The organism is Chryseobacterium sp. SN22 (genome assembly GCF_008329705.1).
Classification (GTDB): Bacteria; Bacteroidota; Bacteroidia; order Flavobacteriales; family Weeksellaceae; genus Chryseobacterium.
The window spans coordinates 54,793-81,594 of record NZ_VTSX01000005.1; the positions used below are offsets into that span (position 1 = coordinate 54,793).

The following is a 26,802-nucleotide window of genomic DNA, read 5'->3' on the forward strand; positions in this document are numbered from 1 at the left end:
TTATGAATAAACTATTTTTAAAACTATCAATCATCCTGGGTATTCTCTTCCTGAATACCGTTTTTGCCCAGGTCGCCGAAGTATCAAGCCCTGACGGAAAGCTAAAGCTGAATGTCTTCTCAGAAGACGGAAAAGCGCTGTACAATGTGACTTTTCAGGGGAAAACCATGCTGGAAAAATCACCTTTAGGTTTAATCACCAATGAATCTGATTTTTCTAAAAATTTAAAATTTATCAACAGCAAAAAAGACCAGGTTTCCAAAACTTACACCAACGAGAAAATCAAAAAATCGGAGGTTAATTATAAGGCTAATGCATTGACGGTAAATTTCAGCAATGCAGACCAATACAACATCGGGATTGAATTCCAGGTGAGCAACAACAATATCGCATTCCGGTACGACATTCAGCCAATGAAAGACCGTCTGAGTGCGGTCGTACAGTCGGAAATGACGGGATACCGGTTTCCTTCGCAGACCACGACCTTCCTTTCTCCGATGATGAAGCCGATGACCGGTTTTGCCAGAACCGCTCCAAGCTACGAAAGCGGCTACCAAGCAGATGCGGAACTGGGAACAAAAGCGGATTACGGTTACGTTTTCCCTGGACTCTTCCACGTAGGAAACGACGGCTGGATCCTGCTTTCCGAAACCGGCGTGAACAGCCTGTACTGCGCTTCCCATCTGGATACCACACCGGAAAAGACTCTTTACAAAGTTGCGTACCCGAATATGGCGGAAAACAATGGGTTCGGAAGTACCGGAGCGGCCATTTCACTGCCCGGGAAAACGCCTTGGAGAACCATCACGGTGGGCGAATCCTTAAAGCCGATTGTTGAAACCACGATTCCTTTTGATGTGGTTGATCCGATGTATGCGCCTTCACAGAAATACAGTCTCGGGAAATCGACCTGGAGCTGGATTTTATGGCAGGACAACAGCATGAACTACGACGACCAGAAGAAATTCATCGATCTTGCCGCAGAAATGAATTTCCAGTTTATCCTGATGGATGCGCTTTGGGATAAAAATATCGGCAAAGAACGGATGAAGGAACTTGTTCAGTATGCTACATCCAAAAACGTAGGCGTGATGCTCTGGTATAACTCCAACGGAGCGGCGAATGATGCGCCGATGGGCCCGAGGAATAAAATGAGCTCTTCCATCGAACGTAAAAAAGAAATGAAATGGCTGAAAGATACCGGGATTAAAGGACTGAAAGTCGATTTCTTCGGCGGCGACAAGCAGGAAACAATGAAGCTGTACGAAGACATTCTTTCTGATGCGAATGATTTTGGTCTGAATATCATCTTTCATGGAGCTACCTTACCGAGAGGCTGGGAAATCATGTATCCGAACTACGCCGGAAGCGAAGCTGTCCTGGCCTCTGAAATGCTGTATTTCTCAGAAGATGTCCGCAAGCAGGAAGCCTTTTTCGCATCACTGCATCCGTTTATCCGGAACACGGTCGGGAGCATGGAATTCGGCGGAACGTTCTTGAATAAATATTTAACCAAATCCAATAAGGAAAAAAATAAACGGTACACAACAGACGGCTTCCAATTGGCCACCGCCGTTTTATTCCAGAACCCGGTTCAGATGTTTGCCGTCATGCCAAACAACCTGGAGGACGCTCCGAAATTCGAGCTTGATTTTATGAAAGAAATTCCGACCTTGTGGGACGAGACGGTTTTCATCGACGGCTATCCCGGGAAATACTCCGTTATTGCCAGAAGGTATCAGAATCAATGGTACATTGCCGGCGTGAATGCTGAAAACACCGTTCAGAAAATGACCTTAAAATTTCCGATGCTGGCCGGAAAAACGGTAAAACTCATCAATGATGATGCAAAAGGGGTGACTTCCGAGAAATCCGTGACCATTAATAAGAACGGGGAATTAAAAGTAGAAATCCAGTCCAAAGGCGGATTTGTTATTCATTAATCCTGATGTTAAATTTAAAATACATTCAACATGAAAACCGGGTACTTCAGACCATTCATTCTAATTAAACTGACCTTTCTGATGGTTTTTTTCAGTCATCAGCCGGCGTTCGGGAAAATAAAACTTCCGGACCTGGTCGGTGACAAAATGGTTCTGCAGCGTGATGTGGCACTCAGCATCTGGGGCTGGGCGGATCAGGGCGAAAATATTACGATCAGGTTCCGTAATGAAACCTACAATACCTCACCGGACAAAAACGGGAAATGGTCTGTGCAATTGAAACCTCAAAAAGCGGGAGGACCGTTCATGATGGAAATTAACGAAATTACGATCCGGGATGTTCTCGTAGGGGATGTCTGGCTGGCTTCGGGACAGTCTAATATGGAGACCCCGATTGCCAGATTGACAGACCGTTTTCCGGAAATCAATGTTTCGGATTTAAATAAAATCCGGTATTTCAAAGTACCTACCCAAAACAGCGAATCCGTTAAGGAAAATATAGCACCCGGCGGAAAATGGTTTACCGGAACGGCTTCCGAAGTGATGAACTGGACGGCTTTTGCGTATTTCTACGCGCTTGAGGCCTACGAACATACCAAAATTCCGCAGGGCATGCTGGTTTCCAGCCTGGGCGGTTCGGCCATTCAGAGTTGGGTGAGCCAGGAGCACCTCAGGGATTTTCCTAATGATCTTATCGACAAGCAGGCATTGTCTGCGCTCAATGCTTCCAAACTGGATAAAGGAAGGAATCTTTGGAATCAGAAGGATTTTGATGACGCAAACTGGCAAAAAGCAAAAGTGCCCGGAAAATGGAAAGACAACGGAATCCAGGCTAAAGGGACGGTCTGGTTCAGGAAAAATTTTGACCTTCAGGCTTCCATGGACGGAAAGTTTGCCCGCTTATACCTCGGCGTGATGGTCGACAGCGATTCGGTTTTCGTGAACGGAACATTCGTAGGTTCGACCTCATATACTTACCCGCCGAGAAAATATGATATTCCGGGCGGCATTTTAAAACAGGGGAAAAATACCATTGCCATCCAGCTTACGTCCAACTTCGGAAACGGTGAATTTGTCGCCGACAAGCCTTATAAAATCGTAGGAGACGGCGTTATCGTTGATCTGACGGGTGAATGGAAATACAATATCGGTCGGGATACGAGTAAAGATGAAGACTACAAATCGAAGCTGAAAAACCTGCGAAGCACGCCTTCCGGACTGTACAACGGGATGATTTATCCGATCCGGGATTACAAGGTTCGCGGTGCGATCTGGTATCAGGGTGAAAGCAACGCCCGCCAGTCGGAGAATTATGCCGGTCTGCTGAAAAACATGATTGAAAACTGGCGGGAAGCCTTTCAATGGAAACAGATGCCGTTTTTACTGGTTCAGCTTCCGAATTTTATGGAAAAAACCAGCGATCCCAATGCACCAAGCGGATGGGCGGAAATCCGTGAAGCTCAGTTTAAAACCTCACAAACGGTTCCATACACAGCGATGAGCGTGAACTATGATCTCGGGGAATGGAATGACATTCATCCTCTCAATAAAAAAGATATGGCCAAACGCCTGTTCCTGGCTGCCCGCAAACTGGTGTATGGTGAAAAGCTGGTCAGCAGCGGCCCCGTTTTCAAGTCGATGAAAGTGGAAAATTCAGAAATCGTCCTTTCGTTCGACAATATCGGAGGCGGTCTGAAAAGCAGAAACGGAGCTTTGAAACATTTTGCCATTGCCGGAAGCGATAAAAAGTTTGTCTGGGCCGAAGCAAAGATTAAAGGCAATACCGTTGTGGTAAGCAGCAAGGAAATAAAAAATCCGGTGGCGGTACGGTATGCATGGAGCAATAATCCCGAAGAGGCGAATCTGGAAAACGCAGAAGGCCTGCTGGCATCGCCGTTCAAAACGGATGACTGGTAAGTTTTGATTACCTAACCTATTAAATAAATACGCATTAAATAATATAATGATTATGAAGACGATATTCAACTATTTTTCTCTTTTGATTACGTTGGTTTTTACAACCATAGTAAAAGCGGCCGATCCTTTTATTTCTTTTGTGAAAACAGAAAATTCGGTGGTATTGAAAGAAGGCAATTCTGGGCTGACGATGTTTTCGGACAGCGATTCTGATAAAGGGATTCTCCACGCAGTGGCGAATCTTCAGTCCGATTTTCAGAAAGTAACCGGCATTCAGCCCAATCTCATTTCCCAAAATTCCGGGGTAAACGGAATGCTCATTATCATTGGTGAAGCCGGAAAAAGCAAAACCATTGATGCATTGATCAAGGCTAAAAAGATCGATGGGAATTCGCTCAAGGGCAAGAATGAGAAATTTATCATCCAGAATATAAGCAATCCGTTCCCGGGCGTTTCCGAAGCGGTTGTCATTGCCGGAAGCGACAAACGGGGAACCATTTACGGAATCTACGAAATGTCGCAGCAGATCGGCGTTTCGCCCTGGTATTACTGGGCGGATGTTCCGGTTGAGAAAAAGGAAAACGTATACTTTAAAAAAGGAATCTATACCGACGGAGAACCTGCTGTGGAATACCGAGGAATTTTCTTAAATGATGAAGAACCTTCGCTGGGGAGCTGGGCAAGGGCGACTTTCGGCGGGATCAATTCCAAATTTTATGAAAAAGTATTTGAACTGATCCTCCGGATGAAAGGAAATTACATCTGGCCGGCGATGTGGGGAAAAGCGTTTTATGACGACGATGTTTTGAGCGGACCGTTGGCCAATGAAATGGGCATTGTCATGGGAACTTCACACCACGAACCGATGGCTTTAGCGCAAACCGACTGGCACCGGTACATCAAAAGAAACAACCTGCCGAATGTCTGGGATTATTCCAAAAACGCTGAGGTTTTGCAGAAATTCTGGAGATCCGGGATGGAAAGAAGCAAAAACTGGGAAAAGCTTGTGACCGTAGGCATGCGTGGCGATGGTGATGAAGCGATGGGAGAGGGCACCAATATTGCCCTGCTGGAAAAAATAGTGAAAGACCAAAGAAAGATTATTGCCGATGTCACCGGGAAAAAAGCGGAAAGAACCCCGCAAGTCTGGGCGTTGTACAAAGAAGTTCAGGACTATTATGACAAAGGCATGCGCGTGCCGGATGATGTGATCCTGTTGTTCTGCGATGACAACTGGGGGAACGTAAGAAAGCTTCCGGATCTTTCCAAACCTTTGCATAAAGGCGGTTACGGAATGTATTACCATTTCGATTACGTGGGCGGACCGAGAAACTCCAAATGGATCAACATCAGTCCGATCCAGCGCGTCTGGGAACAGATGAACCTTTCCTATGAACATAAAGTAGATAAGGTTTGGGTAGTGAATGTCGGCGATTTAAAACCGATGGAATTCCCGATCAGTTTTTTCCTGGACATGGCCTGGAACCCGAAGCAGTTTAATGCAAATAATTTATTCCAGTACACTGAAAAATGGGCCGCGCAGCACTTTGGTGAAAAGCACGCGAAAGAAATTGCGGAGATGATTAACTTATATGCCAAATACAACCGCCGGGTAACGCCTGAAACCCTGAATTGGAACACCTATAGCCTGGAGAATTACAACGAATTTGAAACGGTTCTCAATGATTACCGGGCTTTGGCCTTGAAAGCACTGCGTCTGAAAGAAGACATTCCGGCAGAATATCAGGACGCGTATTACCAATTGGTATTGTACCCGATTGATGCGTGCAGCAACCTGTACGAAATGTATTATGCCGTAGCCAAAAACAGGGAACTGGCTGCTAAAAAAGATCCGGAAGCGAATAAATATGCTGATCAGGTGAAGCAGTGCTTTGAAAGAAATGCTTATCTGGACAACTATTATAATAATGTGATGGCCGGCGGAAAATGGCAGCACATGATGGACCAGATGCGGATCGGCTATAAAACCTGGGCCGACGGGAAAGAAAACATCATGCCGGAAGTGACCTATATTTCCGAAGCGGATATTCCGAAAGAAAAGGCATTTCAGGAGAAGAATGGCTATGTTTCTATAGAAGCGGAACATTTTGCCAGGATGCAGAATTCGGACCGGATTCATTGGGAAGTGATTCCTGATTTCGGGAAGACCAAATCCGGCGTAACGACCTTTCCACAAAATGCCTATCCGAAACCGGATGAAAACATCTATCTGGAATACGACATGAATTTTGAATCCAAAGGCGAATTTGAAGTCCAACTGTTACTGGCTCCGACATTGAATTTCAATCACAACAAAGGACTGCGCTATGAAATTTCGTTCGACGGGCAAGCGCCGCAAGTGGTGAATTTCAACGGCCATTATAAAGGTGAGCTGGGAAGATGGCAGTCGGAACACATCATCCGATCCATCACCAAACACCAGATCTCCCAGCCCGGAAAACATACGCTCCGTTTCAGGGTGCTGGAACCAGGCATCGTACTGGAGAAGATCCTCATCAATACCGGCGGGCTGAAACCGACTTATCTGGGTGCCCCGGAAAGTGATTACACCGGAAAATAATTTTGTTACCTCTTAAAACCATCGGATTTTTCCGGTGGTTTTTTCTTTTGGTAATGTCAAAACTGTCTAAAATTTCTCTTCAGCTACTAGCAGAAATTTCAACGAAGTCAAAGACACAAAAGTTTGTTAATAATTAAAATTTTAATAATCAGCGGTATGAGAATTCCCCTCCGGCCCGGAGAGGTGGTGAAAATTCAAAGAATTTTTGACGGGTGGTTTAGAGAATAAATCTGTTTAAACAGGTTTTACAATTGAGCTTAAAAAAAACTGAAACATCTGATCGAAATCAGTGTTAATCCTTTCAAAGAAGATATTGCTTAAACCGGAACAGAACAGTTGTTCCGGAAAGTTTGAAATGTGTTTACAGCTAATTTTTGTTAAAGTAGTTTGACGGAGTTTTTTTTAATGATGATTGATCAGCATTGGATAATGAAAAAATTCCGGACAAATAATTCCGGTTGATGCTCATCCTGTACATCCGTTCTTAATCATAAACCGTATTTCACCGTATCGTCCGATTTACAGTGGCAGACCCTGTTTTCGGTTAAACTTTTACTAGAAAACAGGGTTTCTGATGGCAAAAATGAGCTGTCTGATCCTTTTAAAACCAAAATACCTGAAATTTAAATCATTGAATTGATGATATTTATATTTTTGATTATCAGATAAATGTATTTGGCTTTATGTTTATTAAACAACTGTTTGAATCAACTTTACAAAAATAAAGTGTATTTTATACATTTATTTCAAATAGAATGTTATATTTGTCTGTAACGGAATATGAAATTTTGTTCATAAAGGAACATCATTTCAGATTTATTGAATTTTTTGGGTAAAGGATGTGTTTTCTCACAGATGATTTAAAATCATAGTGAGTATCCAATAATGAAGGACTGCATTCAATGATCATTTCCAGGAATAAAATGCTTCACTAAATAATAAAATAGGCCGATCCAACCCAAATCTATAATATAATATGAATACATAATTCCGCTTTGCCTTTTGTATTTAAATGGTTTCAACAGATCATAAGAATACGAAAGGAACATTTCCAACAAATTTGTGTACCGATTTTAGCCTGACTATCCAACAGTCAGGAAAGTTTGTCAGTGACAAAACCTGATCATTCTGAAACAGATATAAAATACTCTTCAGCCGCTTGCTGGAGCTTAACCTAAAACAATAAGACTATGAAAAAACTTGCTCAACGCATTGCTCTGGCCGCCGTCTGTGTACTTACAGGCATCAGCGTATCCGGACAGCTTACCACGGTAAGAATCAATAAAAACACGACCTACCAGAAAGTCACGGGTTTCGGCGGATTTGTCTGCAGCCCGCAATTCGGGTACAACCACATGACGACTTCGGAAATCCAGACCCTTTGGGGAGCTAACAGCCAGGCAGGCTACAACATCATGAGGCTCTACATCCCGGAAGACAGCAACAACTGGAGTTCCGTGCTGGCAACGGCCCAGCTGGCCAAGTCGATGGGCTTAACGATTTTTGCCAGTCCGTGGACCATGCCGGCCGCCTGGAAAACCAACAATCATGTAAATGCAGTCTATACCGATGCCAACGGTGTACAGCAGGTCGGTTCCCTTAAAACGGCCAATTACCAGGATTATGCTCTTTATCTCAATAGTTTTGTCACGTATCTGCAGACCAATGGGGTAACGCTGGATTATATCTCGATCCAAAACGAACCGGATGAAATGGCACAGTACCAGGGATGCATCTGGACACCGGCGCAGATTGCTACTTTCGTACGCGATTACGGCCAGCTGATCAACTGTAAAGTAATCGCTCCCGAAAGTGTGGGCTTTACCGACAATTTCGCCAATGCGATGCTCAACCAGGCTACAATGGATAATTTTGAGGTGTATGGCGGTCACCAGTACGGGCTGATGCAGTCTGCTTACAAGCAGTTTCAAAACAACAATAAAGAAATCTGGCAGACGGAATACCTGATTAACTGGAATCCATCCACCGGGACGCCGCGTGATTTCAGCTGGAATCTGGATGCCTTTAATTTCGCTTCCAGCATTAATAATGCCATGCTCGGCAACGTAAATGCATGGATTCATTATGCGGCCAAACGCTACTATGCCCTGATGGGTGACGGAACCAACGGAACAACCACCGGTATAATGACCAAAAGAGGCTACATTCTATCCCATTATGCCAAATACACCACCGGGAAAACACGGATCGCCGCAACCTGGGGCGACAGTACAGGTGTGCTTCAGGGTTCTTCCTATATTTCCCTGGATGGAAACCAGGTGGTGCTGATGGTGATCAATCCTTCGGCAAATGCCTATAACCTGAAAGTGGATCTGCCGTTTTATTCTACATCAGGAACCAAAGTGCTGACGGATGCACAGAATAATATGGCGACCACACCCATCACAATGGCTCAGACATTCCGTCCGGGCGTTACGATCAATGCTTCCAGCGTGATGACTTTTGTCTTTAATAAAAGTGCCGACCGTACGGCTTCCCAGATGAACGGAAGCGACATCCGTTACAACAAGATTGAAACCATGACGCCGACAAATGCTTCTTTCGGGGCAGGCTACAATATCAGCAATACGACAGCTACCTTCTCCAACGCCAGCCCGCTGATCAGCACCAACATGACGGCAGCCAACGGATACCTGCAGCTGAATGACCGCTATAATAAAATGGTGATGCATGTCAACAGTTTTACAACGGCAGGGCAGAGCTATTCGGACAATACCACGCTGTATTACATCAACAGCCAGGGGCTCACAAAATCCTATAATTACGGGAAAATTACTTTCCCTACAGGAGGGAATTTCGATATTACCCTGGATATTTCCCGACAGGTGCTCACTGACGGATGCAAAGGCATCTTAGGGTTACGAAACTCCAATTACGGCTCTGTACTCACCCTGAATTTAGGCGATGTATATTTCAACGTCGGTAATGAAGTAGCCTCCAAATTTGCAGGCTCCTATTCCGACGGCGACAGCAACCTGATGGATGCGCTTGAAAACGGCTATTACACTTCAGTGGATTTCAGGAATACGACAGGAATAACCTCTGCGAACAACTGGCAACAGGGAAGTGCCAATTCCAACAGCATTTATTATGTGCCGTCCACGGTAACTTCTTCCAGCAACAACGTGATTTCCGGAACCAGTGCTGCTAATCTTGTCCTTTCAGATCAGGGCAAAGATTTCCAGGTTCCGTTTACCTTCAGTGCATCAGCTGCATCGTATTCCCGTACATTCAACGGATTTGAAATGCTGATCCTGCCATTCACCGCAAATATTCCATCCGGAGTGAGTGTTTATCAGTTAGCACCAGGTTCCACCGGAATCAGCTGTACCGCTATTACGAACGGAACCATTCCGGCCAATACACCGGTACTGGTAAATGCTACCGGAACCGTTACCTTCCAGGGAACCGGAAATGTTTCCACGCCGAAAGCCATCACCGTCAACCAGATGAACGGGGTGTACAATACCCTAAAAGTTCCGGCCAACAGCTATGTTTTACAGACCGTCAACGGCACACCGGGATTCTATAAAGTAGCAGCAGGAAACGAACCGATAATCAATCCTTTCAGAGCCTATCTGACCGAGGAAAATACCTACACGGCATCAGTACTTCCGTTAAGCTTTACGACGCTGGCAACAGAAAATCTTCTTGCCGATAATAATGAACCGAGTCTTTATCCGAGTCCGGCAAAGAATGAAATCTTCATCGACCTGAAGACTTCCGGCACGGCTTCCCTATTTGATGCCAAAGGCAGCCTGATCATTAAAGATCAACCGTTGCGTTCAGGTAAAAACCGCATCGACATCGGACATCTTCCTGCAGGAATGTATCTGGTGGAAATCTCCCCATCCGGAAACAAATCCGTTCAGAAAAAGTTTATCAAGCAGTAATTTTTTAAGCAAAGATTATTTTTTATACTTCAAAGCCACCGGTTAGGGTGGCTTTGTTTGTTGGTACTCAAACCTCACAGGTTTCGAAAACCTGTGAGGTTTTTAGCATAAGGCTTTCTCCTGCTGTAACAGAATCGGTCTGAAATCCGCGTTTCAATATGTTTATTTATTTCTTTTGATCAATCAGTTCCAGTGCTCTCAGGAGCAGAAGATCTTCTTTATTCCGGGTGCTCTCAACGGTAGGACGCACCACGACATCCGGTTTGATGCCGATACGCTGGGTTTCGCCTCCGTCCGGATAATAAATACCCAGTCCTGAAAAGATGATCTTATGGCCATCCGTCAGTTTAATGGAAGTTTTATTACCATCGGCGCCGGCCGTCTGGCTGCCTACAAAAATAACATTTGGGATTTTCTTGAAAACCATGGCCCACATTTCCTCCGCACTTTGGGTATGTTCATTAATAATCACAACTACCAGTCCCTTATACGGATCAGGATTATCTTTTCCTGCGAATTTATATTCTTTATTCACAATATTGTCTACAAAACAGAATTTACCCGGCTGGCTGAAGTTGGGCTGGGTTTTTATTCCGTATACAACAGGGTTGGTAAGTAAATAATCAAATACTTTAAGCAGGGAAGCATTGTCATTGTAGCCGCGCAGGTCAAAAACCATCCCTTTGGTATGTTTGTATTGTTCCATCAGGGAAGGGATTTCTGCTCCCTTCAATGATGCAAATTCGAAATACACCTTATCATCTATTGGGAAACTTGGGTTCAGGCGGCTTTCTTTTTCATTGTAAGTTAAATAATTATAGTTTTTTCCTTTGTACACCAGGTGAAGATCCGGGATTCCGTCTTTATCCCATTCTTCATAGAAAATACGCTTTGTACGCTCTACGGCGGTCCGGAACTTTTCCCCGTTCTTATGGATTCCTTCCACGACAATGGTTTCCTCATCCCCGCTGAAAAGGTAACTGTACGCCTCACGCAGTTCAACGGATGGGTTGGAAAAGGCAAAATATTTCGATTTTTCCTTTATATTTTTTAGAATCGGTTTACCGTTAATTTTAGTGATCAGGTCACCAACTTCCAGATTGGCTTTTTTCATCTTTGCTTCATCCTTGATTCCTGTGATAAGCACAGCATTTTCAACCATCTGAAAAGTAAACGGAGAAGACAGCTTCCCGGCTACATCATATTGGTAGGTCTCTTCAATCCCGGCATGGGTATCCTGCAGCTCAGCGGCCAGCTGCATCACTGCCGATTCATAATCTTTCTCATTGTTGATCTTTTTAAATAAGGGAATGTATTTTTTCAGGATGTCATCCCAGTTATGGTCAAGGAGATATTTATAAGGATAAAAATACTCAATGGCATTCCAGATCCTGAAGAGATCCAGCATCTTAACCTCTTTTGAAAAAGTACCATGCACTTTTTCATTGGCACTGCTGAAATAGATGCTGCTTTTAGCTGTATTGGAATAAAATGAACCGACATCGGCCGGTTGATTAACCAGTTTTGTCAGGCGGATTTTATTTTCAGGCGAAATTTTTAATTTGTCAATCCACGAAACATCAAAATTCCGGAGGGTAATGCTGTCACATTTATTATCTTTTCCGGCGACCTTATCAAACTTTTGTTGGTCTGCCTTGCTCAGCCAATTTTTAACAAGGCCGTTGACCCCTTCTTTTGGGCCGGACCGGAAACTTTCCAGCAGAACACCATCCCAGTCTGTTTTTCCTTGTGATATGGCAGGATGGTAATATTTCATCAATCCCCAGACTTTTCCCATTTCATAAAGGTCACGGTTAGAAAAGGTACTCAGCTGGGCAGACAGAGCAGAAGCCGTAAAAAAGCAGATAAGAACAATAGATTTCATAGTTGGCTTTGGTTTTTGCTATTGGTATATAATCGATAACAATTTTTAAGGCTTTAATTTACTGTATTTTGTGAGATTATAAGTATTTATTATTTAAATAAATTGGATTCGACGAGGAAATGAATTTAAAGGTTGGAGAAAGGGAAGCTGGATGTTAGAAGTTTCTTCGGTTAACATGTCGATAACAGTCTCAAATATCAGATGATCGTGCTTGTACTCCGTAAAAACAAACTCTATTCTAAAATTCCCTATCATTTCCCAAATTAAATATTACCGAATTCACATCAAATAAAGCCATGTACAACCATATTGATTGAAATATTTCCCCGCGGATTGCAGGGATTAGAACGCATGTTTTCGCCTCGATTTGCTTCTTTATTCAGTTTCCATAAATTTATTTATATAATTATTTGAATCAAATAAGAAATAAAGCAGCAGCTTCATCAGATCAGCCTGCTGATCAAATCTTTGCTTCCTTGATGTACACACAAGGAAAATAAAACCTTTGCGTTAAAGAAATCTTCCTGACTGAAAATTAAACAGAATGATTACAAGTTCTTATGTTTTAATTTCCATATCCCAAAACTTTCATCAATGAAAACCGGTTGTCCTGCTACTTAAAATTCAACCATCCGCAATATTATCAAAAATTAAGTGTTAATTACACATTTATTTAAAAGAGAATACTATATTTGTGCTTCTCACAAAGATTACCAGAAACCATTGATGAATTAAATGATGAAAAGCATAAACATGTGACCATTGATATTCATATATGAAAAAGATAACATTAGGCATCAGCCTCCTCATCAGCACCGCATCGGCAGTATCTGCACAGACCGCCAAAACTGAACCGTTCCGAAATACAAAACTGCCGGTAGAACAGCGGATTGAAAACCTCCTCGGACTGCTCACCGTAGATGAAAAAATAGGCATGATGATGGACAATTCCAAAGCCGTTCCGCGATTAGGCATTCCCGCATACGGCTGGTGGAACGAGGCCCTGCATGGCGTGGCCAGAGCCGGAACCGCTACCGTTTTTCCACAGGCGATCGGGCTTGCGGCAAGCTGGGATGTTCCGGAACACCTGAAAACTTTTGAAATGATTTCCGATGAAGCCCGGGCCAAATACAACCGGTCTTTCGATGAAGCCGGCAAAACCGGACGCTACGAAGGACTCACGTTCTGGACGCCCAACATCAATATCTTCCGTGACCCGCGATGGGGAAGAGGTCAGGAAACTTACGGAGAAGATCCGTTCCTGACAGCCAGCCTGGGTGTAGCAGCCGTAAAAGGACTGCAGGGAAATGATCCCGACTATTTCAAAACCTACGCCTGCGCCAAACATTTCGCCGTACACAGCGGCCCGGAATGGAACCGCCATTCCTACAACGCCGAAATTTCGCACCGCGACCTTTACGAAACCTATCTTCCGGCTTTTAAGGCTTTGGTGATGGAAGGAAATGTAAGGGAAGTGATGTGTGCTTACAATGCTTTCGACGGCCAACCTTGCTGCGCCAATGATTTCCTGGTCAGCGACATCTTACGCGGAAAATGGAAATACGACGGCATGGTGGTGTCCGATTGTTGGGCACTCGCCGATTTCTACCAGAAAAAATACCATGGCACCCACCCGGATGAAAAATCGACTGCTGCAGATGCACTGAAACATTCCACCGATCTTGAATGCGGCGATACCTACAACAACCTTAATAAATCCCTTGCCAGTGGACTAATCACAGAGAATGACATCGATGCCTCCATGCGCAGGATCCTGAAAGGCTGGTTTGAATTAGGTATGCTCGATCCGAAATCGGCCGTTCACTGGAACAGCATCCCGTACACAGTGGTCGATTCTGAAGAACACAGGCAGCAGGCACTGAAAATGGCCCGGAAGTCGATTGTGCTTATGAAAAACGATAAAAATGTTTTGCCATTAAACAAGAATATCAAAAAAATCGCTGTCGTAGGGCCAAATGCCGATGACGGACTGATGCAGCTCGGGAATTACAATGGAACACCTTCTTCTATCGTAACCATTTTAGACGGCATCAAAACCAAATTTCCGAATGCGGAGATCATTTATGAAAAAGGTAGTGAAGTCACCGATCCGTCTTCCAGAACTTCACTGTACCAGAACTTTTTAAGTCAGAAAAATGGGGAGAAAGGCCTGAAAGTAGAGTTTTTCAACAACAACGAATTCAAAGGATCACCGGCCAATATTTCCGTCAATACAACCGGAATCAGCTACAACAGTTTCGGCGGCACCCAGCTTGCCCCGAATGTCGGCAGAGAAAATACCTCTGCAAAAATTTCAGGAATTTTTAAAAGTACCTACACGGGCGATGTGATTTTCTCAGCATCCACTTCGGATGTGTATACGCTCTTTGTAGATGGCAAAGAAGTGGCTACCCGAAAAGGTCCCGATGCAAGGCATCCTTCGGAATTCCCTGTAAAGATGGAAAAAGGAAAAGAATATAAAATTGAACTTCAGCATAGGCAGATCGGCAAATACGTGAGCATCACCTTTGATGTGTATAGAAAAGATCCTGTCAATTTCGCTGCCGTAAAGGAAAAAGTAAAAGATGCGGAGGTCATCATTTTTGCAGGTGGACTGTCTCCAAGCCTGGAAGGAGAGGAAATGATGGTGAATGCAGAAGGCTTCAAAGGCGGTGACAAAACCAATATTGAGCTTCCGAAAGTGCAGCGCGAACTGTTGGCCGAATTGAGGAAAACCGGAAAACCCGTTGTTTTCGTGTTGTGCACCGGAAGCGCCCTCGGATTGGAGCAGGATGAAAAAAATTATGATGCCCTGGTGAACGCCTGGTACGGCGGACAGTCCAGTGGAACAGCGGTGGCAGATGTCCTGTCCGGTGATTACAATCCGTCCGGAAAACTGCCTATTACCTTCTACAAGAGTATTGAGCAACTGGATAACGGGTTGTCCAAAACCAGCAAGCATCAGGGATTTGAAAACTACGATATGCAGGGAAGGACCTACCGGTATATGAAAGAAACGCCGTTATATCCATTCGGTCACGGATTAAGTTATTCCAATTTCTCTTACGGGAATGCGACACTCAGCAAAAACAGCATCAGTGCTAACGAAAACGTAACCATTTCCGTTCCTGTTACCAATACTTCAGGAAAAAACGGGGAGGAGGTTGTTGAGGTGTACATCAAACGCAACAGTGATCCGCTGGCTCCTGTAAAAACGCTCAGGGCATTCCAAAGGATAGCCGTTCCGTCCAAAACCTCTAAAACCGTTCAGCTGACCCTGTCTCCGGATTCGTTTATGTTCTACGACGAAAAAGCGGATGACCTGGTATCGAAACCTGGCGATTACACCATCCTGTATGGCGGAACATCAGCCGATTCGGGATTAAAAAGCCTTTCGCTGCAAGTAAAATAATGATTAACCTTATCAAACCTCATAGGTTTTTAAAACCTATGAGGTTTAGCTTGATAAAAAACCTTAATGAAAACGAAAAATACAATCTGTGCCGCCGCCCTTTTCCTGACGGCCACTTTCTTCTCTGCTCAGTCTCAAAATTCAAGCTATGTGCTGGATCTGAACGGAGCTCCCACCGGTATTAAAATCCAGCCCACGATGTACGGGATTTTCTTTGAGGACATCAACTTTGCAGCCGATGGCGGATTGTATGCGGAACTGATCAAAAACCGCAGCTTCGAGTTTGACGAACCGCTGACCGGTTGGAAGCAACCCAATACGAAAACATTATCTCCAAACCTGGATTCCGGATTTTTGACCATCATCACCGATAAGTCTAAACCTAATAAGAATTATGCAAGAGTTACGGTTTCGAACGACAAAAATTATCTGCTGGAAAACGATGGATTCAGAGGAATCGGCCTGCATCAGGGTGGTAAATATGATTTAAATTTTAATTTGGAAAACGTTTCAGGAAACATTTCTGCCATCAACATCAGTCTTGTCGACGAAAACGGAACGGTAGTTTCTTCAGTTTCAAACATCATAAAAGGTAGTGGCTGGCAAAAATACAATGCGGTTTTCAATCCTTCCAAAACGATTGAAAAAGCAAAGCTTCAAATCACCTTTACCGGAAATGGAGTGGTAAATATGGATATGATCTCCCTGTTTCCTCAGGATACCTGGAAAGGAAGAAAAGGAGGTTTACGAAAAGATTTAGTTCAGAAACTGTATGATCTGCAGCCTGGATTTTTACGTTTTCCGGGTGGTTGTATTGTCGAAGGGAGGACGTTGGCAGAGCGTTATCAATGGAAAAAAACAATCGGTAAAGTAGAAGACCGGGAAAACTTAATTAATAAATGGAACAACGGATTTGCGCACCGGCTCACCCCGGATTACTGGCAATCCTTCGGACTTGGTTTTTTTGAATATTTCCAGCTGGCAGAAGATCTGGGGGCTGAACCGCTTCCGATCCTCAGCTGCGGGATGGCGTGCCAGTTTAATACTGCCGAACTCGTCAAAATGGAAGATCTGGATCCGTATGTTCAGGACGCTTTGGATCTGATAGAATTTGCCAACGGAGATTCCAACTCAAAATGGGGGAAAATTCGTGCTGAAATGGGACATCCGAAACCCTTTAATATGAAATTCATCGGGGTTGGAAACGAACAATGGGGAGCAGATTATATCGAACGTTATAAAGTTTTTGAAAAGGCCATTCATACCAAATATCCGGATATTAAAATCGTTTCCGGAAGCGGACCTTCTCCCGACGGCGAATTCTTTGATTACGGATGGAAAGAGCTGAAAAAACTCAATGCCCAGATCGTCGACGAACATTACTACAATTCCCCGGAATGGTTTATGAAAAATGCCGGAAGATATGATACATACGACCGTTCCGGACCCAAAGTTTTCGCCGGGGAATATGCAGCGCAATCGGTGGGTGTCGTAAAACCGGACAATAAAAACAACTGGCTTACCGCACTTTCGGAAGCCGCTTTTATGACAGGCCTTGAAAGAAATGCCGATGTGGTGACCATGACGTCTTACGCACCGCTTTTCGCCCACGCAGACGGATGGCAGTGGACGCCGGATTTGATTTGGTTTAATAATCTGAAATCTTACGCAACCCCGAATTATTACGTTCAGAAACTTTTTTCCAACAACAAAGGAACGGAAGTCCTGAAAATTACTGATCATGGTAAACCCGTAACCGGTCAGGATCAGTTGTATGCCACGGCTGTAAAAGATGCAGCCACTAAGGAAACCATCATCAAAATAGTCAATACGGATGCCGGAAGCAAATCCGTAACCATCAATCCGGCAAACCTGAAACTTGGGAACACATTGACCAAAATTACCCTGACGGCCCCTCAGCTCTCCACCGAGAACAGCTTTGAAAATGAACCCATTCAGCCCAAAGAAGAAACGGTAAGTCTCAAAAAAGGGAAAATGACGGTGGAAATTCCTTCGCAATCTCTCATAATTTTAAAGGTAAAGTAATTTTAAATAATTGGTAATCAATAATTAATAAAAATTAAGTGTATTTATTACATTTAATTGAAAAGAATCTTATATTTGTTTAAATCTCTGGAATGAATAAATAATGACTTTATAACATTGTAATTTCTGACAGATCGCAGTGATTACGCAGGTTTAATCTCGAAAAAATCTGCTGAATCTGCTGATCTGCGAGAATACATCAATCATTAAATGAGGTAGAGAATTTAAACAGATTAAAAAAAGAAATCAAGCATTCCCATTCATGAAAAAATATGTTATAGGATTAGACTACGGAACCGATTCCGTTCGGGCAGTACTCATCGACACCGAAAACGGAGCTGAATTGGCGTCCTCTGTAAGCTATTACCAGCGATGGAAAGAAGGCCGTTTCTGCAGTCCTGAAAAGAACAGGTTCAGGCAGCATCCTTCAGACCACATCGAGGGACTGGAAAAAACCATTTCCGAAGTCGTTCAGCAAAGCGGTGTACAGCCGGAAGAAATTGTCAGCATCTGCATCGATACTACGGGATCATCTCCGCTGCCTGTAACTCAGGAGGGAATAGCTCTTTCCTTAACGCCGGGCTTTGAAGAAAACCCGAATGCCATGATGGTGCTCTGGAAGGACCACACTGCCATCCGTGAGGCCGAAGAAATCAATATCCTCGCCAGAACCTGGGGTGGCGAAGATTACACCCGTTTTGAAGGCGGTATCTACTCTTCCGAATGGTTCTGGGCCAAAATTTTGCACATCAACAGGGCAGATGAAGACGTAAAAAATGCAGCGCATAGCTGGATGGAACACTGCGATTATATCACCTTCCTGTTGTCGGATCATAAAGATTTAAAAACATTCAAGAGAAGCCGTTGCGCAGCCGGACACAAAGCCATGTGGCATGAAAGCTGGGGCGGACTGCCTTCCGAAGAGTTCCTCAACAGGCTCGATCCGTCTTTGGGAGAACTGAGAGAACGGTTATATGATAAAACCTATACTTCTAACGAAATCGCCGGCCACCTTAATGAAGAATGGGCAAAACGATTAGGTTTAACGACTTCTACCGTGATTGCCGTCGGAACTTTCGATGCCCATTCCGGTGCGGTAGGTGCCAAAGTGGAAGAAAACACCCTGATCAGAATCATGGGAACCTCCACCTGCGACATTATGGTCGCCCCGAACGAAATCATTGGCGACAAAACCGTAAGAGGCATATGCGGCCAGGTAGACGGGTCCGTGATTCCGGGAATGGCCGGGCTCGAAGCGGGACAATCTGCCTTCGGAGACGTACTGGCATGGTTCCGTGACATTCTGATGTGGCCGGTGAACAATATGCTGCACCATTCCGAGATCATTTCTCCGGAACAGAAAGCGCAGCTTAAAGAAGAGTTTGAAAACAATTTGATTAAAAATCTAACCCTGGAAGCGGAAAAAATTCCGGCCGATGAAGCTTTACCGATAGCCCTTGACTGGGTCAACGGAAGGAGAACCCCGGATGCCAACCAGGAACTGAAAGCCGCCATCAGCCATCTTTCCCTTGGAACCAAAGCACCGCATATTTTCAGAGCTTTGGTCAATGCCATCTGTTTCGGTGCTAAAAAAATTGTAGACCGTTTCGAGGAAGAAGGCGTTCCTATCCATAAAGTGATCGGAATCGGGGGCGTTGCCCGAAAATCGCCCTTTATCATGCAGACATTGGCCAATGTGCTGGATATGCCGATCATCGTTGCCGCTTCAGACCAGGCTCCGGCGTTGGGTGCCGCCATTTATGCTGCCGTTGCCGCAGGCGTTTATCCTGATGTTCAGGAAGCCAGCCGGAAAATGGGCTCCGATTTTGAAGCCGAATACCATCCGCAGCCGGAACGAGTTCAGCAGTATGCCCGGTTGATGCAGCAGTACCAGCAGCTGGCCGATTTTACGGAAAGCGTAATTAAGAGCCCTGTTAAGGTTAAGACCTTAACAGGGCTTAGGACTAATTAAGAAAAAATAATAAATGAAAAAATATAAAGAACTTCAACGGGAATGCTACGAAGCCAATATGCAGCTTGATGCCTTAAAGCTCGTGGTTTATACCTTCGGCAATGTAAGTGCCGTTGACCGCAACGAAGGCATTTTCGCCATCAAGCCAAGCGGTGTTCCGTATGCCGATTTAAAGCCGAAAGATATGGTCATCCTCGATTTTGATGCGAATGTCATTGAAGGCCAACTGAGACCGTCTTCCGATACCAAAACCCATGCGTACCTTTATAAAAACTGGGAAAACATCGGGGGAATTTCCCATACCCATGCTATTTATTCCGTGGCGTGGGCCCAGGCACAGATGGACATTCCTATTTTCGGGACGACCCATGCGGATCACCTGACCTCTGATATTCCGTGCGCGCCTCCGATGGACGACAGCCTGATCGAAGGCAACTATGAATACAACACCGGCATCCAGATCCTCGACTGTTTCAGGGAGAAAAACCTTTCCCCTCAGGAAGTGGAAATGGTCCTGATCGGGAACCACGGCCCGTTTACCTGGGGAAAAAATGCGGAAAAGGCGGTGTACAACAGCAAAGTCCTGGAAACCATTGCTGAAATGGCCTATCTTACCCGGCAGATCAACCCGGACGCGCTCCGGTTAAAAGATTCTTTAATCAAAAAGCATTACGAAAGAAAGCACGGAAAGGATGCTTATTACGGGCAATAATTCTGTACAATGTACAATGTAAAAATGTATAGTGTACTTTTTACATTGTACGCCGATACATTTTACAATAAAAATAATCATCAATTATCAATCATCATTTATAAACTATGTTAACACCTCTCAATACGAAAGAAATCTGGTTCATCACCGGAAGCCAACATTTATACGGCCCTGAGACACTGGCGCAGGTTGCCGAGCACTCGGCGAAAATCGTGGAAGCGTTCAATGCTTCGTCACAGATTCCTGTAAAAGTAGTTTTAAAGCCTACCGTAAAAACCACGGAAGAAATTTTTGAAACCCTGGTAGCCGCCAATCACACCGCCGACTGTATCGGAGTGGTAACCTGGATGCATACCTTTTCACCCGCAAAAATGTGGATCCGCGGACTGACCGCTTTACAGAAACCTTTGTTGCACCTTCACACCCAGTTCAACCAGGACATTCCGTGGTCAACGATGGATATGGATTTCATGAACCTGAACCAGGCTGCACACGGCGACCGTGAATTCGGATTTATGGTAAGCCGTCTTCGTAAAAACAGGAAAGTGGTGGTAGGACACTGGGCGGAAGAAAGAGTACAGAAACAGATCGGCGACTGGAGTCGTGTGGCTGCCGGCTGGGACGACTGGCAGGGTGCCAGGTTCGCGCGTTTCGGAGATAACATGAGATATGTGGCCGTTACCGATGGCGATAAAGTGGAGGCGGAAACCAAATTCGGATTTTCCGTAAATACCTGGGGAATCGGGGATTTGGCAAGCGTGATCAACGGCATCGGAGAAGGCGAAGTGAAAACTTTGATCGAAGAATATGAAGCTTCCTACCGGATGGCAGAATCCCTGCTTGCCGGCGGAGCCAGCAGAAAATCCCTGGAAACCGCTGCCAGAATTGAGCTTGGTCTTGAAAAATTCCTGAAAGACGGAAATTTTAAAGGATTCTCCGATACTTTCGAAGACCTTCACGGGATGGAACAGCTTCCGGGAATCGCCGTACAGCGACTGATGGAAAAAGGATACGGTTTTGCCGGCGAAGGCGACTGGAAAACGGCAGCTTTGGTAAGAGCCATGAAAACTATGGGGCAGGGACTGGAAGGTGGAAACGCATTCATGGAAGATTATACCTATCATTTAAACCCTTCAAACCCATCGATTCTGGGTTCCCACATGCTGGAAGTGGATCCTGTACTGGCTGTTGATAAACCTTCTTGTGAAATCCACCCATTGGGAATCGGAGGAAAGGCAGATCCTGTAAGACTGGTGTTCAATTCAAGAGGCAATACCGATTCGCTGGTTGCCGCATTGATGGATTTCGGAAACCATTTCAGATTGCTGATCAACAAAACAAAATCGCTTGATATTACTGAAGAGCTTCCGAAACTTCCGGTAGCAAGGGTGCTCTGGAAACCGCTTCCTGACCTGTACACGGCTGCTGAAGCCTGGATCCTGGCCGGAGGCGCACACCATACCTGCTACAGCGAAAATCTGACGGTAGATCAGCTGGAAGACTTTGCAGAAATGGCAAACATCGAATCGCTGGTGATCGATGAAGACACGAAAATCCGTGATTTTAAGAACACCCTTCGCTGGAATGAAATCTATTACCGTTAATTCTTCAACAAATATCATGTATTATGAAAAAAATAGGAGGCAGTGTATTCATTTTATTAGCAGTTTTATGTATTTTCGGCTGCAATAAAAAGGAAAACAACAATAAAACGAACTCAGATACCATGGAAAATGTACAGGTTTCAGATTACGGGGTCACCGCAAAGGGAGATTCCATCAAAAAATACACGTTGAGCAACAAGAATGGTATGAAGGTAGAAATCATCAATTACGGTGGAATCATCACTTCCCTTACGGCTCCCAGTAAAGACGGCAAATACCAGGATGTGGTTCTTGGATTTACGAAGCCTGAAGATTATTTTAACGGAAACCCGTATTATTTCGGAGCGTTAATCGGAAGATATGGAAACCGGATTGCCAATGCTAAATTCACATTGGATGGCAAAACCTATGACATCGATAAAAATGATGGCCCAAATAGTCTCCACGGAGGAAAAGAGGGATTCCATACTAAAATTTGGACCGTCGAACCGGTGAAAGATGCGAAGTTACCAACTTTAAAATTAATCTATGTAAGTGCTGACGGTGAAGAAGGATATCCGGGAAAACTTACCACTACAGTTCTGTACACCCTAACGGACGATAACGCCCTTGAAATTTCCTATGAAGCGGAAACCGATAAAGCAACTGTCGTAAACCTTACACAGCATTCGTACTTCAATCTTTCCGGAAACTTTTCCAACCTGATTACCGATCACGAATTGCAGATCAATGCCGATACCTTTTTACCGGTGAACAAAACGCTTATTCCTGTAGGAGAGCAGAAAGAGGTTAAAGGAACTCCGTTTGATTTCACGGCTGCCAAAGCCATCGGAAAAGACATCAATGCAGAAGATGAGCAGCTGAAGCTGGGCGGCGGTTATGACCACAACTGGATCCTGAACGGAAACGGAATGAGAACCATTGCAACCGTATACCATCCGGCAAGTGGAAGAGTAATGGAAGTGATGACCGATCAGCCGGGTGTACAATTCTATTCCGGAAATTTCCTGGACGGAAAATTTGATACCAAAACCGGTGGCAAATACGAAAAGAGAAGCGGATTCTGTTTGGAAACCCAGCATTATCCGGATTCTCCGAACCAGCCGGCTTTCCCGACCACGGAACTGAAGCCCGGACAGAAATACCAGACTAAAACCATCTATAAATTTTCAGTTAAAAAATAAACTATGGGACAACTAGCAACCATTGATATCATTATATTCCTCATTTATTTTGTGGTGGTAGCCGGATACGGACTCTGGATTTACAAAAGGAAAAAATCCGAGTCTACCGGAAGTAAAGATTATTTTCTTGCCGAAGGATCGCTTACGTGGTGGGCCATCGGTGCCAGCCTGATTGCCTCCAACATTTCGGCGGAGCAATTCATCGGAATGAGCGGTGAAGGATTCTTTGTGGGAGTGGCCGTTGCCGCCTACGAATGGATCGCAGCCGTAGCCTTGATCATCATCGCCGTATGGTTTATTCCGATTTATCTTAAAAATAAGATCTACACGATGCCGCAGTTCCTGGAAACCCGTTACAACAAATCGGTTTCCCTGATCATGGCCGTGTTCTGGCTGTTTTTATATGTGATTGTAAACCTGACTTCCATCCTGTATCTTGGAGCTCTGGCGATTGATACCTTATTGGGCGGCGAACACCTTCACATCATTATGATCGTTCTCCTGCTGATGGCTTTGCTGATCGGTCTGGGAGGAATGAAAGTAATCGGGTATACCGATGTAATCCAGGTAGCGGTACTGATCATCGGTGGTTTTGCTACCGTATACATGGCGTTGCAGATTGTTGACCAGAGAATCAACGGCGTAGCGGTAGGAAATGCATTCGCCGGATTCAATACTTTGATGAACGAAGCACCGGGACACTTTAAGCTGATGCTTGATAAACCGACAACGACCACCACTACTTTGGGAATGCCACAAAACCTGGAAGTTCAGAAATATGTGGTATTACCGGGACTGGCCATGTATTTTGCCGGACAATGGATTGTAAACCTGAACTATTGGGGCTGCAACCAGTACATCACCCAGCGTGCTTTGGGGGCAGATCTGAAAACGGCAAGAACCGGGATTCTGTTTGCCGGATTCCTGAAATTATTCATGCCGATCATCGTGATGCTTCCGGGAATTGCAGCGTATGTGCTGTATACCAAAGGACAGCTTCCGGGATTCAACGGCGTGAAAGACGGTGCGTATTCTGCCATTCTTACTTTCCTGCCTTCGGGATTGAAAGGTCTGGCGGTGGCGGCATTAACGGCAGCCATCGTAGCTTCCCTGGCCGGAAAAGTAAACAGTATCTCTACGATTTTCACTTTGGATATCTATAAAAAATACCTGAAAGCGGATGCTACTGAAATTGAAATGGTAAGAACCGGAAGATGGGTCATCATCATCGCAATGATGGTTGCGCTTGCCTTTACCTGGACGGACGTTCTGGGCATCGGTGGAGAAGGCGGATTCACCTTTATCCAGAAATACACCGGATTTATCAGCCCGGGGGTTTTCGCGATGTTCTTACTGGGAATGTTCTGGAAGAGAACAACAGGAACTGCCGCTTTGGTGGGGGTCATTTTAGGTTTTGTATTGGCGATCTTCTTCAACAGCTTTGCCATCGGCATCTTTGGAAAAGAAACCTGGCTGTATACGGCATTCACTTACGAAAAGCTGGAAAACGGCGTGGTGCATACCATTACCGAAATCCCGTTCCTCATCAATATGGGATGGTCGTTTTTCATCACTATCGTCGTGATGGTACTGATCAGCTTGGCTGGTCCGAAAGTTAACCCGAAAGCTTTTGCCATCGACAGCAAAATGTTCAAGGTAGATCCAAGAACGATGATACTTATTGTCGTTACTTTATTACTGCTTACCGCTATTTACGTAAGATTCTGGTAAGTTTTAATGACAAGATAAATAAAAAACAGGATGCCATCGGTGTTCTGTTTTTTTCTGTGTCAGGCGCAGAATATTAAGCTGTATCTTTGTTATATAATTCAATTTTTGTATATTCACTTAATGAAACAAAAACAGGAAATAGGTCTTGAATTTGAAATTGATAAGCTTACAAATTCGATTCAGAATATTATTACCGGTGATAGTTTTACAACTGAAGTAATCTTAATAAATTCGATTTCTGAATTAAAGGCTATTTTAAAGAAGAATGGCTGGCAATTTAATTGGAAAAATGAATTAAAGCAACCGCAAAGAGAAGTTTACAAGCTTTCGATAACAAATAATAGTAATATAATTCAGGGTTTGATAAGCTTGGAAGTAAAATCAGACCACGTTTATATGCATTTAATTGAAAGTTCACCATTCAATAAAGGAAGAGAATAGGTTTATGCCGGTGTTCCCGGAAATCTTGTTGCTTTCGCTTGTAAATTATCTTTTCAAAGAGGTCATGACGGTAATGTTTCGTTTATCGCTAAAAGCCAGCTTATCAAGCATTACGAAGAATCTGTGGGAGCTGTTCATATTGGTGGAAGAATTATGATCATCGATAGAATTGCTGCATTAAAATTAACTCATAAATACTTTCCCAATGAAAAATAAATTAAAAGAATTGGATGTAGATTTCATCGGAGATGGAAAGCCATTGACAAAACAGGAGGAACATAAAATAAGTGATTTTCTCAGTAATAATAAAAAAAGTAACGATATTAAATTTACAGAAAAAGTAAATAAAAAGAAGACTGAAAAAACAACTTAAAAAAGTTCAGAAGTTATCTGTATATTAATGAAAGATACGACTTCTTATTAATTCATCTATAAATCTTTCTGAAAAAAAATCAGGTTTTATAAATAAGTTACAATAAAAATACTTTTATAAAGCACTCTTTCAAATGGCGATTAAGAAAGATAAAAAAACCTACGGAGTACGGAGTACGAATGTAGCTAAACTGTACAAATACTATGCAGGTGCACTGATCAGGAGAAATTAATTTCTCTTACCTGGCCGGTTTGACCACATTTAATATCCTGCTTTACTTCCTGGTCCATTATTATTTTAAAAATCTGCAGAATCCGCTAAATCTGCGAGCGTATATTTCAAAATTAAAGTTTGAAATATACTGTAAAATATAAAATTATAACAACTAATTAGGCTCCTGAAAAGATCAATATCACTACATTTGTATTTAAACATTTCCCGTGAATTCTTACCTTTTATTTATCGATACGGAAACCACCGCAGTTCCCAAACGCTGGGATCTGCCGTATTCCGATACCGGAAACTGGCCCTCTGCGGTTCAGGTGTCCTGGATCATCTGTTCGGAAGACGGGACGGAGATAAAAAAGGAAGACCGGTACATCTTTGAAGAAGATCTGGTGATCAGCGAAGGCTCTTTCAGGGTGCACGGCATTACCGAAGAATTCCTGAGATCAAGAGGGAAAAGCAGAAGGGAAGTGCTGAATGATCTTGCCGCAGATATTATAAAATACAATCCTTTAGTTGTCGGCCATTTCCTGGAATTTGACCTGCACATCCTGTCAGCTGATTTCCTGAGAGCGCAATTGCCGAATCCTTTCGGAAACAGCCGCTTTTACTGTACGATGCTGAAAAGCCATCAATACAGGTCAGGAACTTCAAAAACCGGTATGCGTCTGCCGCAGCTCTATCGTCTCCTTTTAAATGATAAAGCAGAACCTTCCCATAATGCGATTGTTGATGCCGGAATGACGGCCCGCTGTTTTTTTGAAATCCGGCGTCAAAATCAAATGACTGAGAAAGATCTTGAAGAAAACAACCGTATGATTGCCGATACATTACATTTTTCCGTTTTAAAATCCCAATAAAT

The 26,802-nt window shown here is 43.9% G+C and carries 15 protein-coding genes; 14 read left to right on the forward strand and 1 reads right to left on the reverse strand.

Translation table 11 applies throughout. The features are described 5' to 3' along the window. Nucleotides 1-2: 2 nt before the first annotated feature. The 4 genes from FY557_RS04495 to FY557_RS04510 all read left to right on the forward strand — a co-directional run bounded on the left by FY557_RS04495 (nt 3) and on the right by FY557_RS04510 (nt 10,355). Nucleotides 3-1,943 (forward strand): glycoside hydrolase family 97 protein, encoded by a 1,941-nt coding sequence (locus tag FY557_RS04495; protein ID WP_149246096.1) that lies wholly within the window; start codon nt 3-5, stop codon nt 1,941-1,943. A 30-nt stretch (nt 1,944-1,973) separates the two neighbouring features. Continuing rightward, complete coding sequence (locus FY557_RS04500) at nt 1,974-3,860, forward strand: sialate O-acetylesterase (RefSeq protein ID WP_228451704.1); 1,887 nt, start codon at nt 1,974-1,976, stop codon at nt 3,858-3,860. 52 nt (nt 3,861-3,912) lie between these two features. After that, a complete protein-coding gene (locus FY557_RS04505) occupies nt 3,913-6,441 on the forward strand; it encodes a glycosyl hydrolase 115 family protein (RefSeq protein WP_149246097.1) in 2,529 nt (842 codons plus the stop codon). Nucleotides 6,442-7,631: 1,190 nt separating this feature from the next. Further along, complete coding sequence (locus tag FY557_RS04510) at nt 7,632-10,355, forward strand: T9SS type A sorting domain-containing protein (RefSeq protein WP_149246098.1); 2,724 nt, start codon at nt 7,632-7,634, stop codon at nt 10,353-10,355. Nucleotides 10,356-10,521: 166 nt separating this feature from the next. Here FY557_RS04510 and FY557_RS04515 read toward each other — a convergent pair whose 3' ends face one another. Continuing rightward, nucleotides 10,522-12,240 carry a S41 family peptidase gene (locus FY557_RS04515; RefSeq protein ID WP_149246099.1) on the reverse strand — a complete coding sequence of 573 codons (1,719 nt, stop codon included), beginning with the start codon at nt 12,238-12,240 and terminating at the stop codon, nt 10,522-10,524. A 775-nt stretch (nt 12,241-13,015) separates the two neighbouring features. On the opposite strand from FY557_RS04515, the gene FY557_RS04520 reads away from it, so the two are divergent. The 10 genes from FY557_RS04520 (at nt 13,016) to FY557_RS04560 (ending at nt 26,800) form a co-directional block, all read left to right on the forward strand. Further along, the gene (locus tag FY557_RS04520) at nt 13,016-15,652 is read left to right on the forward strand and encodes a glycoside hydrolase family 3 C-terminal domain-containing protein (protein ID WP_149246100.1); all 2,637 of its coding nucleotides are present in this window, start codon (nt 13,016-13,018) and stop codon (nt 15,650-15,652) included. Nucleotides 15,653-15,718: 66 nt separating this feature from the next. Further along, nucleotides 15,719-17,698, forward strand: a complete 1,980-nt coding sequence (locus tag FY557_RS04525) for an alpha-L-arabinofuranosidase C-terminal domain-containing protein (protein ID WP_149246101.1) — start codon at nt 15,719-15,721, stop codon at nt 17,696-17,698. Nucleotides 17,699-17,960: 262 nt separating this feature from the next. Next, the gene (locus FY557_RS04530) at nt 17,961-19,670 is read left to right on the forward strand and encodes a ribulokinase (RefSeq protein WP_149246102.1); all 1,710 of its coding nucleotides are present in this window, start codon (nt 17,961-17,963) and stop codon (nt 19,668-19,670) included. Nucleotides 19,671-19,683: 13 nt separating this feature from the next. Then, nucleotides 19,684-20,382 carry an L-ribulose-5-phosphate 4-epimerase gene (locus FY557_RS04535; protein WP_149246103.1) on the forward strand — a complete coding sequence of 233 codons (699 nt, stop codon included), beginning with the start codon at nt 19,684-19,686 and terminating at the stop codon, nt 20,380-20,382. Nucleotides 20,383-20,489: 107 nt separating this feature from the next. Next, complete coding sequence (gene araA, locus FY557_RS04540; RefSeq protein WP_149246104.1) at nt 20,490-21,986, forward strand: L-arabinose isomerase; 1,497 nt, start codon at nt 20,490-20,492, stop codon at nt 21,984-21,986. Between the two features lie 23 nt (nt 21,987-22,009). After that, entirely contained in the window at nt 22,010-23,170 is a 1,161-nt protein-coding gene (locus tag FY557_RS04545) for an aldose epimerase family protein (RefSeq protein WP_149246105.1), read from the forward strand. 3 nt (nt 23,171-23,173) lie between these two features. Further along, entirely contained in the window at nt 23,174-24,901 is a 1,728-nt protein-coding gene (locus FY557_RS04550; protein WP_149246106.1) for a sodium:solute symporter family transporter, read from the forward strand. 120 nt (nt 24,902-25,021) lie between these two features. Further along, nucleotides 25,022-25,342, forward strand: a complete 321-nt coding sequence (locus FY557_RS20285; RefSeq protein WP_228451705.1) for a hypothetical protein — start codon at nt 25,022-25,024, stop codon at nt 25,340-25,342. Between the two features lie 205 nt (nt 25,343-25,547). Continuing rightward, complete coding sequence (locus tag FY557_RS20035; RefSeq protein WP_185151646.1) at nt 25,548-25,715, forward strand: hypothetical protein; 168 nt, start codon at nt 25,548-25,550, stop codon at nt 25,713-25,715. A 440-nt stretch (nt 25,716-26,155) separates the two neighbouring features. After that, the gene (locus FY557_RS04560) at nt 26,156-26,800 is read left to right on the forward strand and encodes a 3'-5' exonuclease (RefSeq protein ID WP_149246107.1); all 645 of its coding nucleotides are present in this window, start codon (nt 26,156-26,158) and stop codon (nt 26,798-26,800) included. The last annotated feature ends 2 nt before the right edge of the window (nt 26,801-26,802 follow it).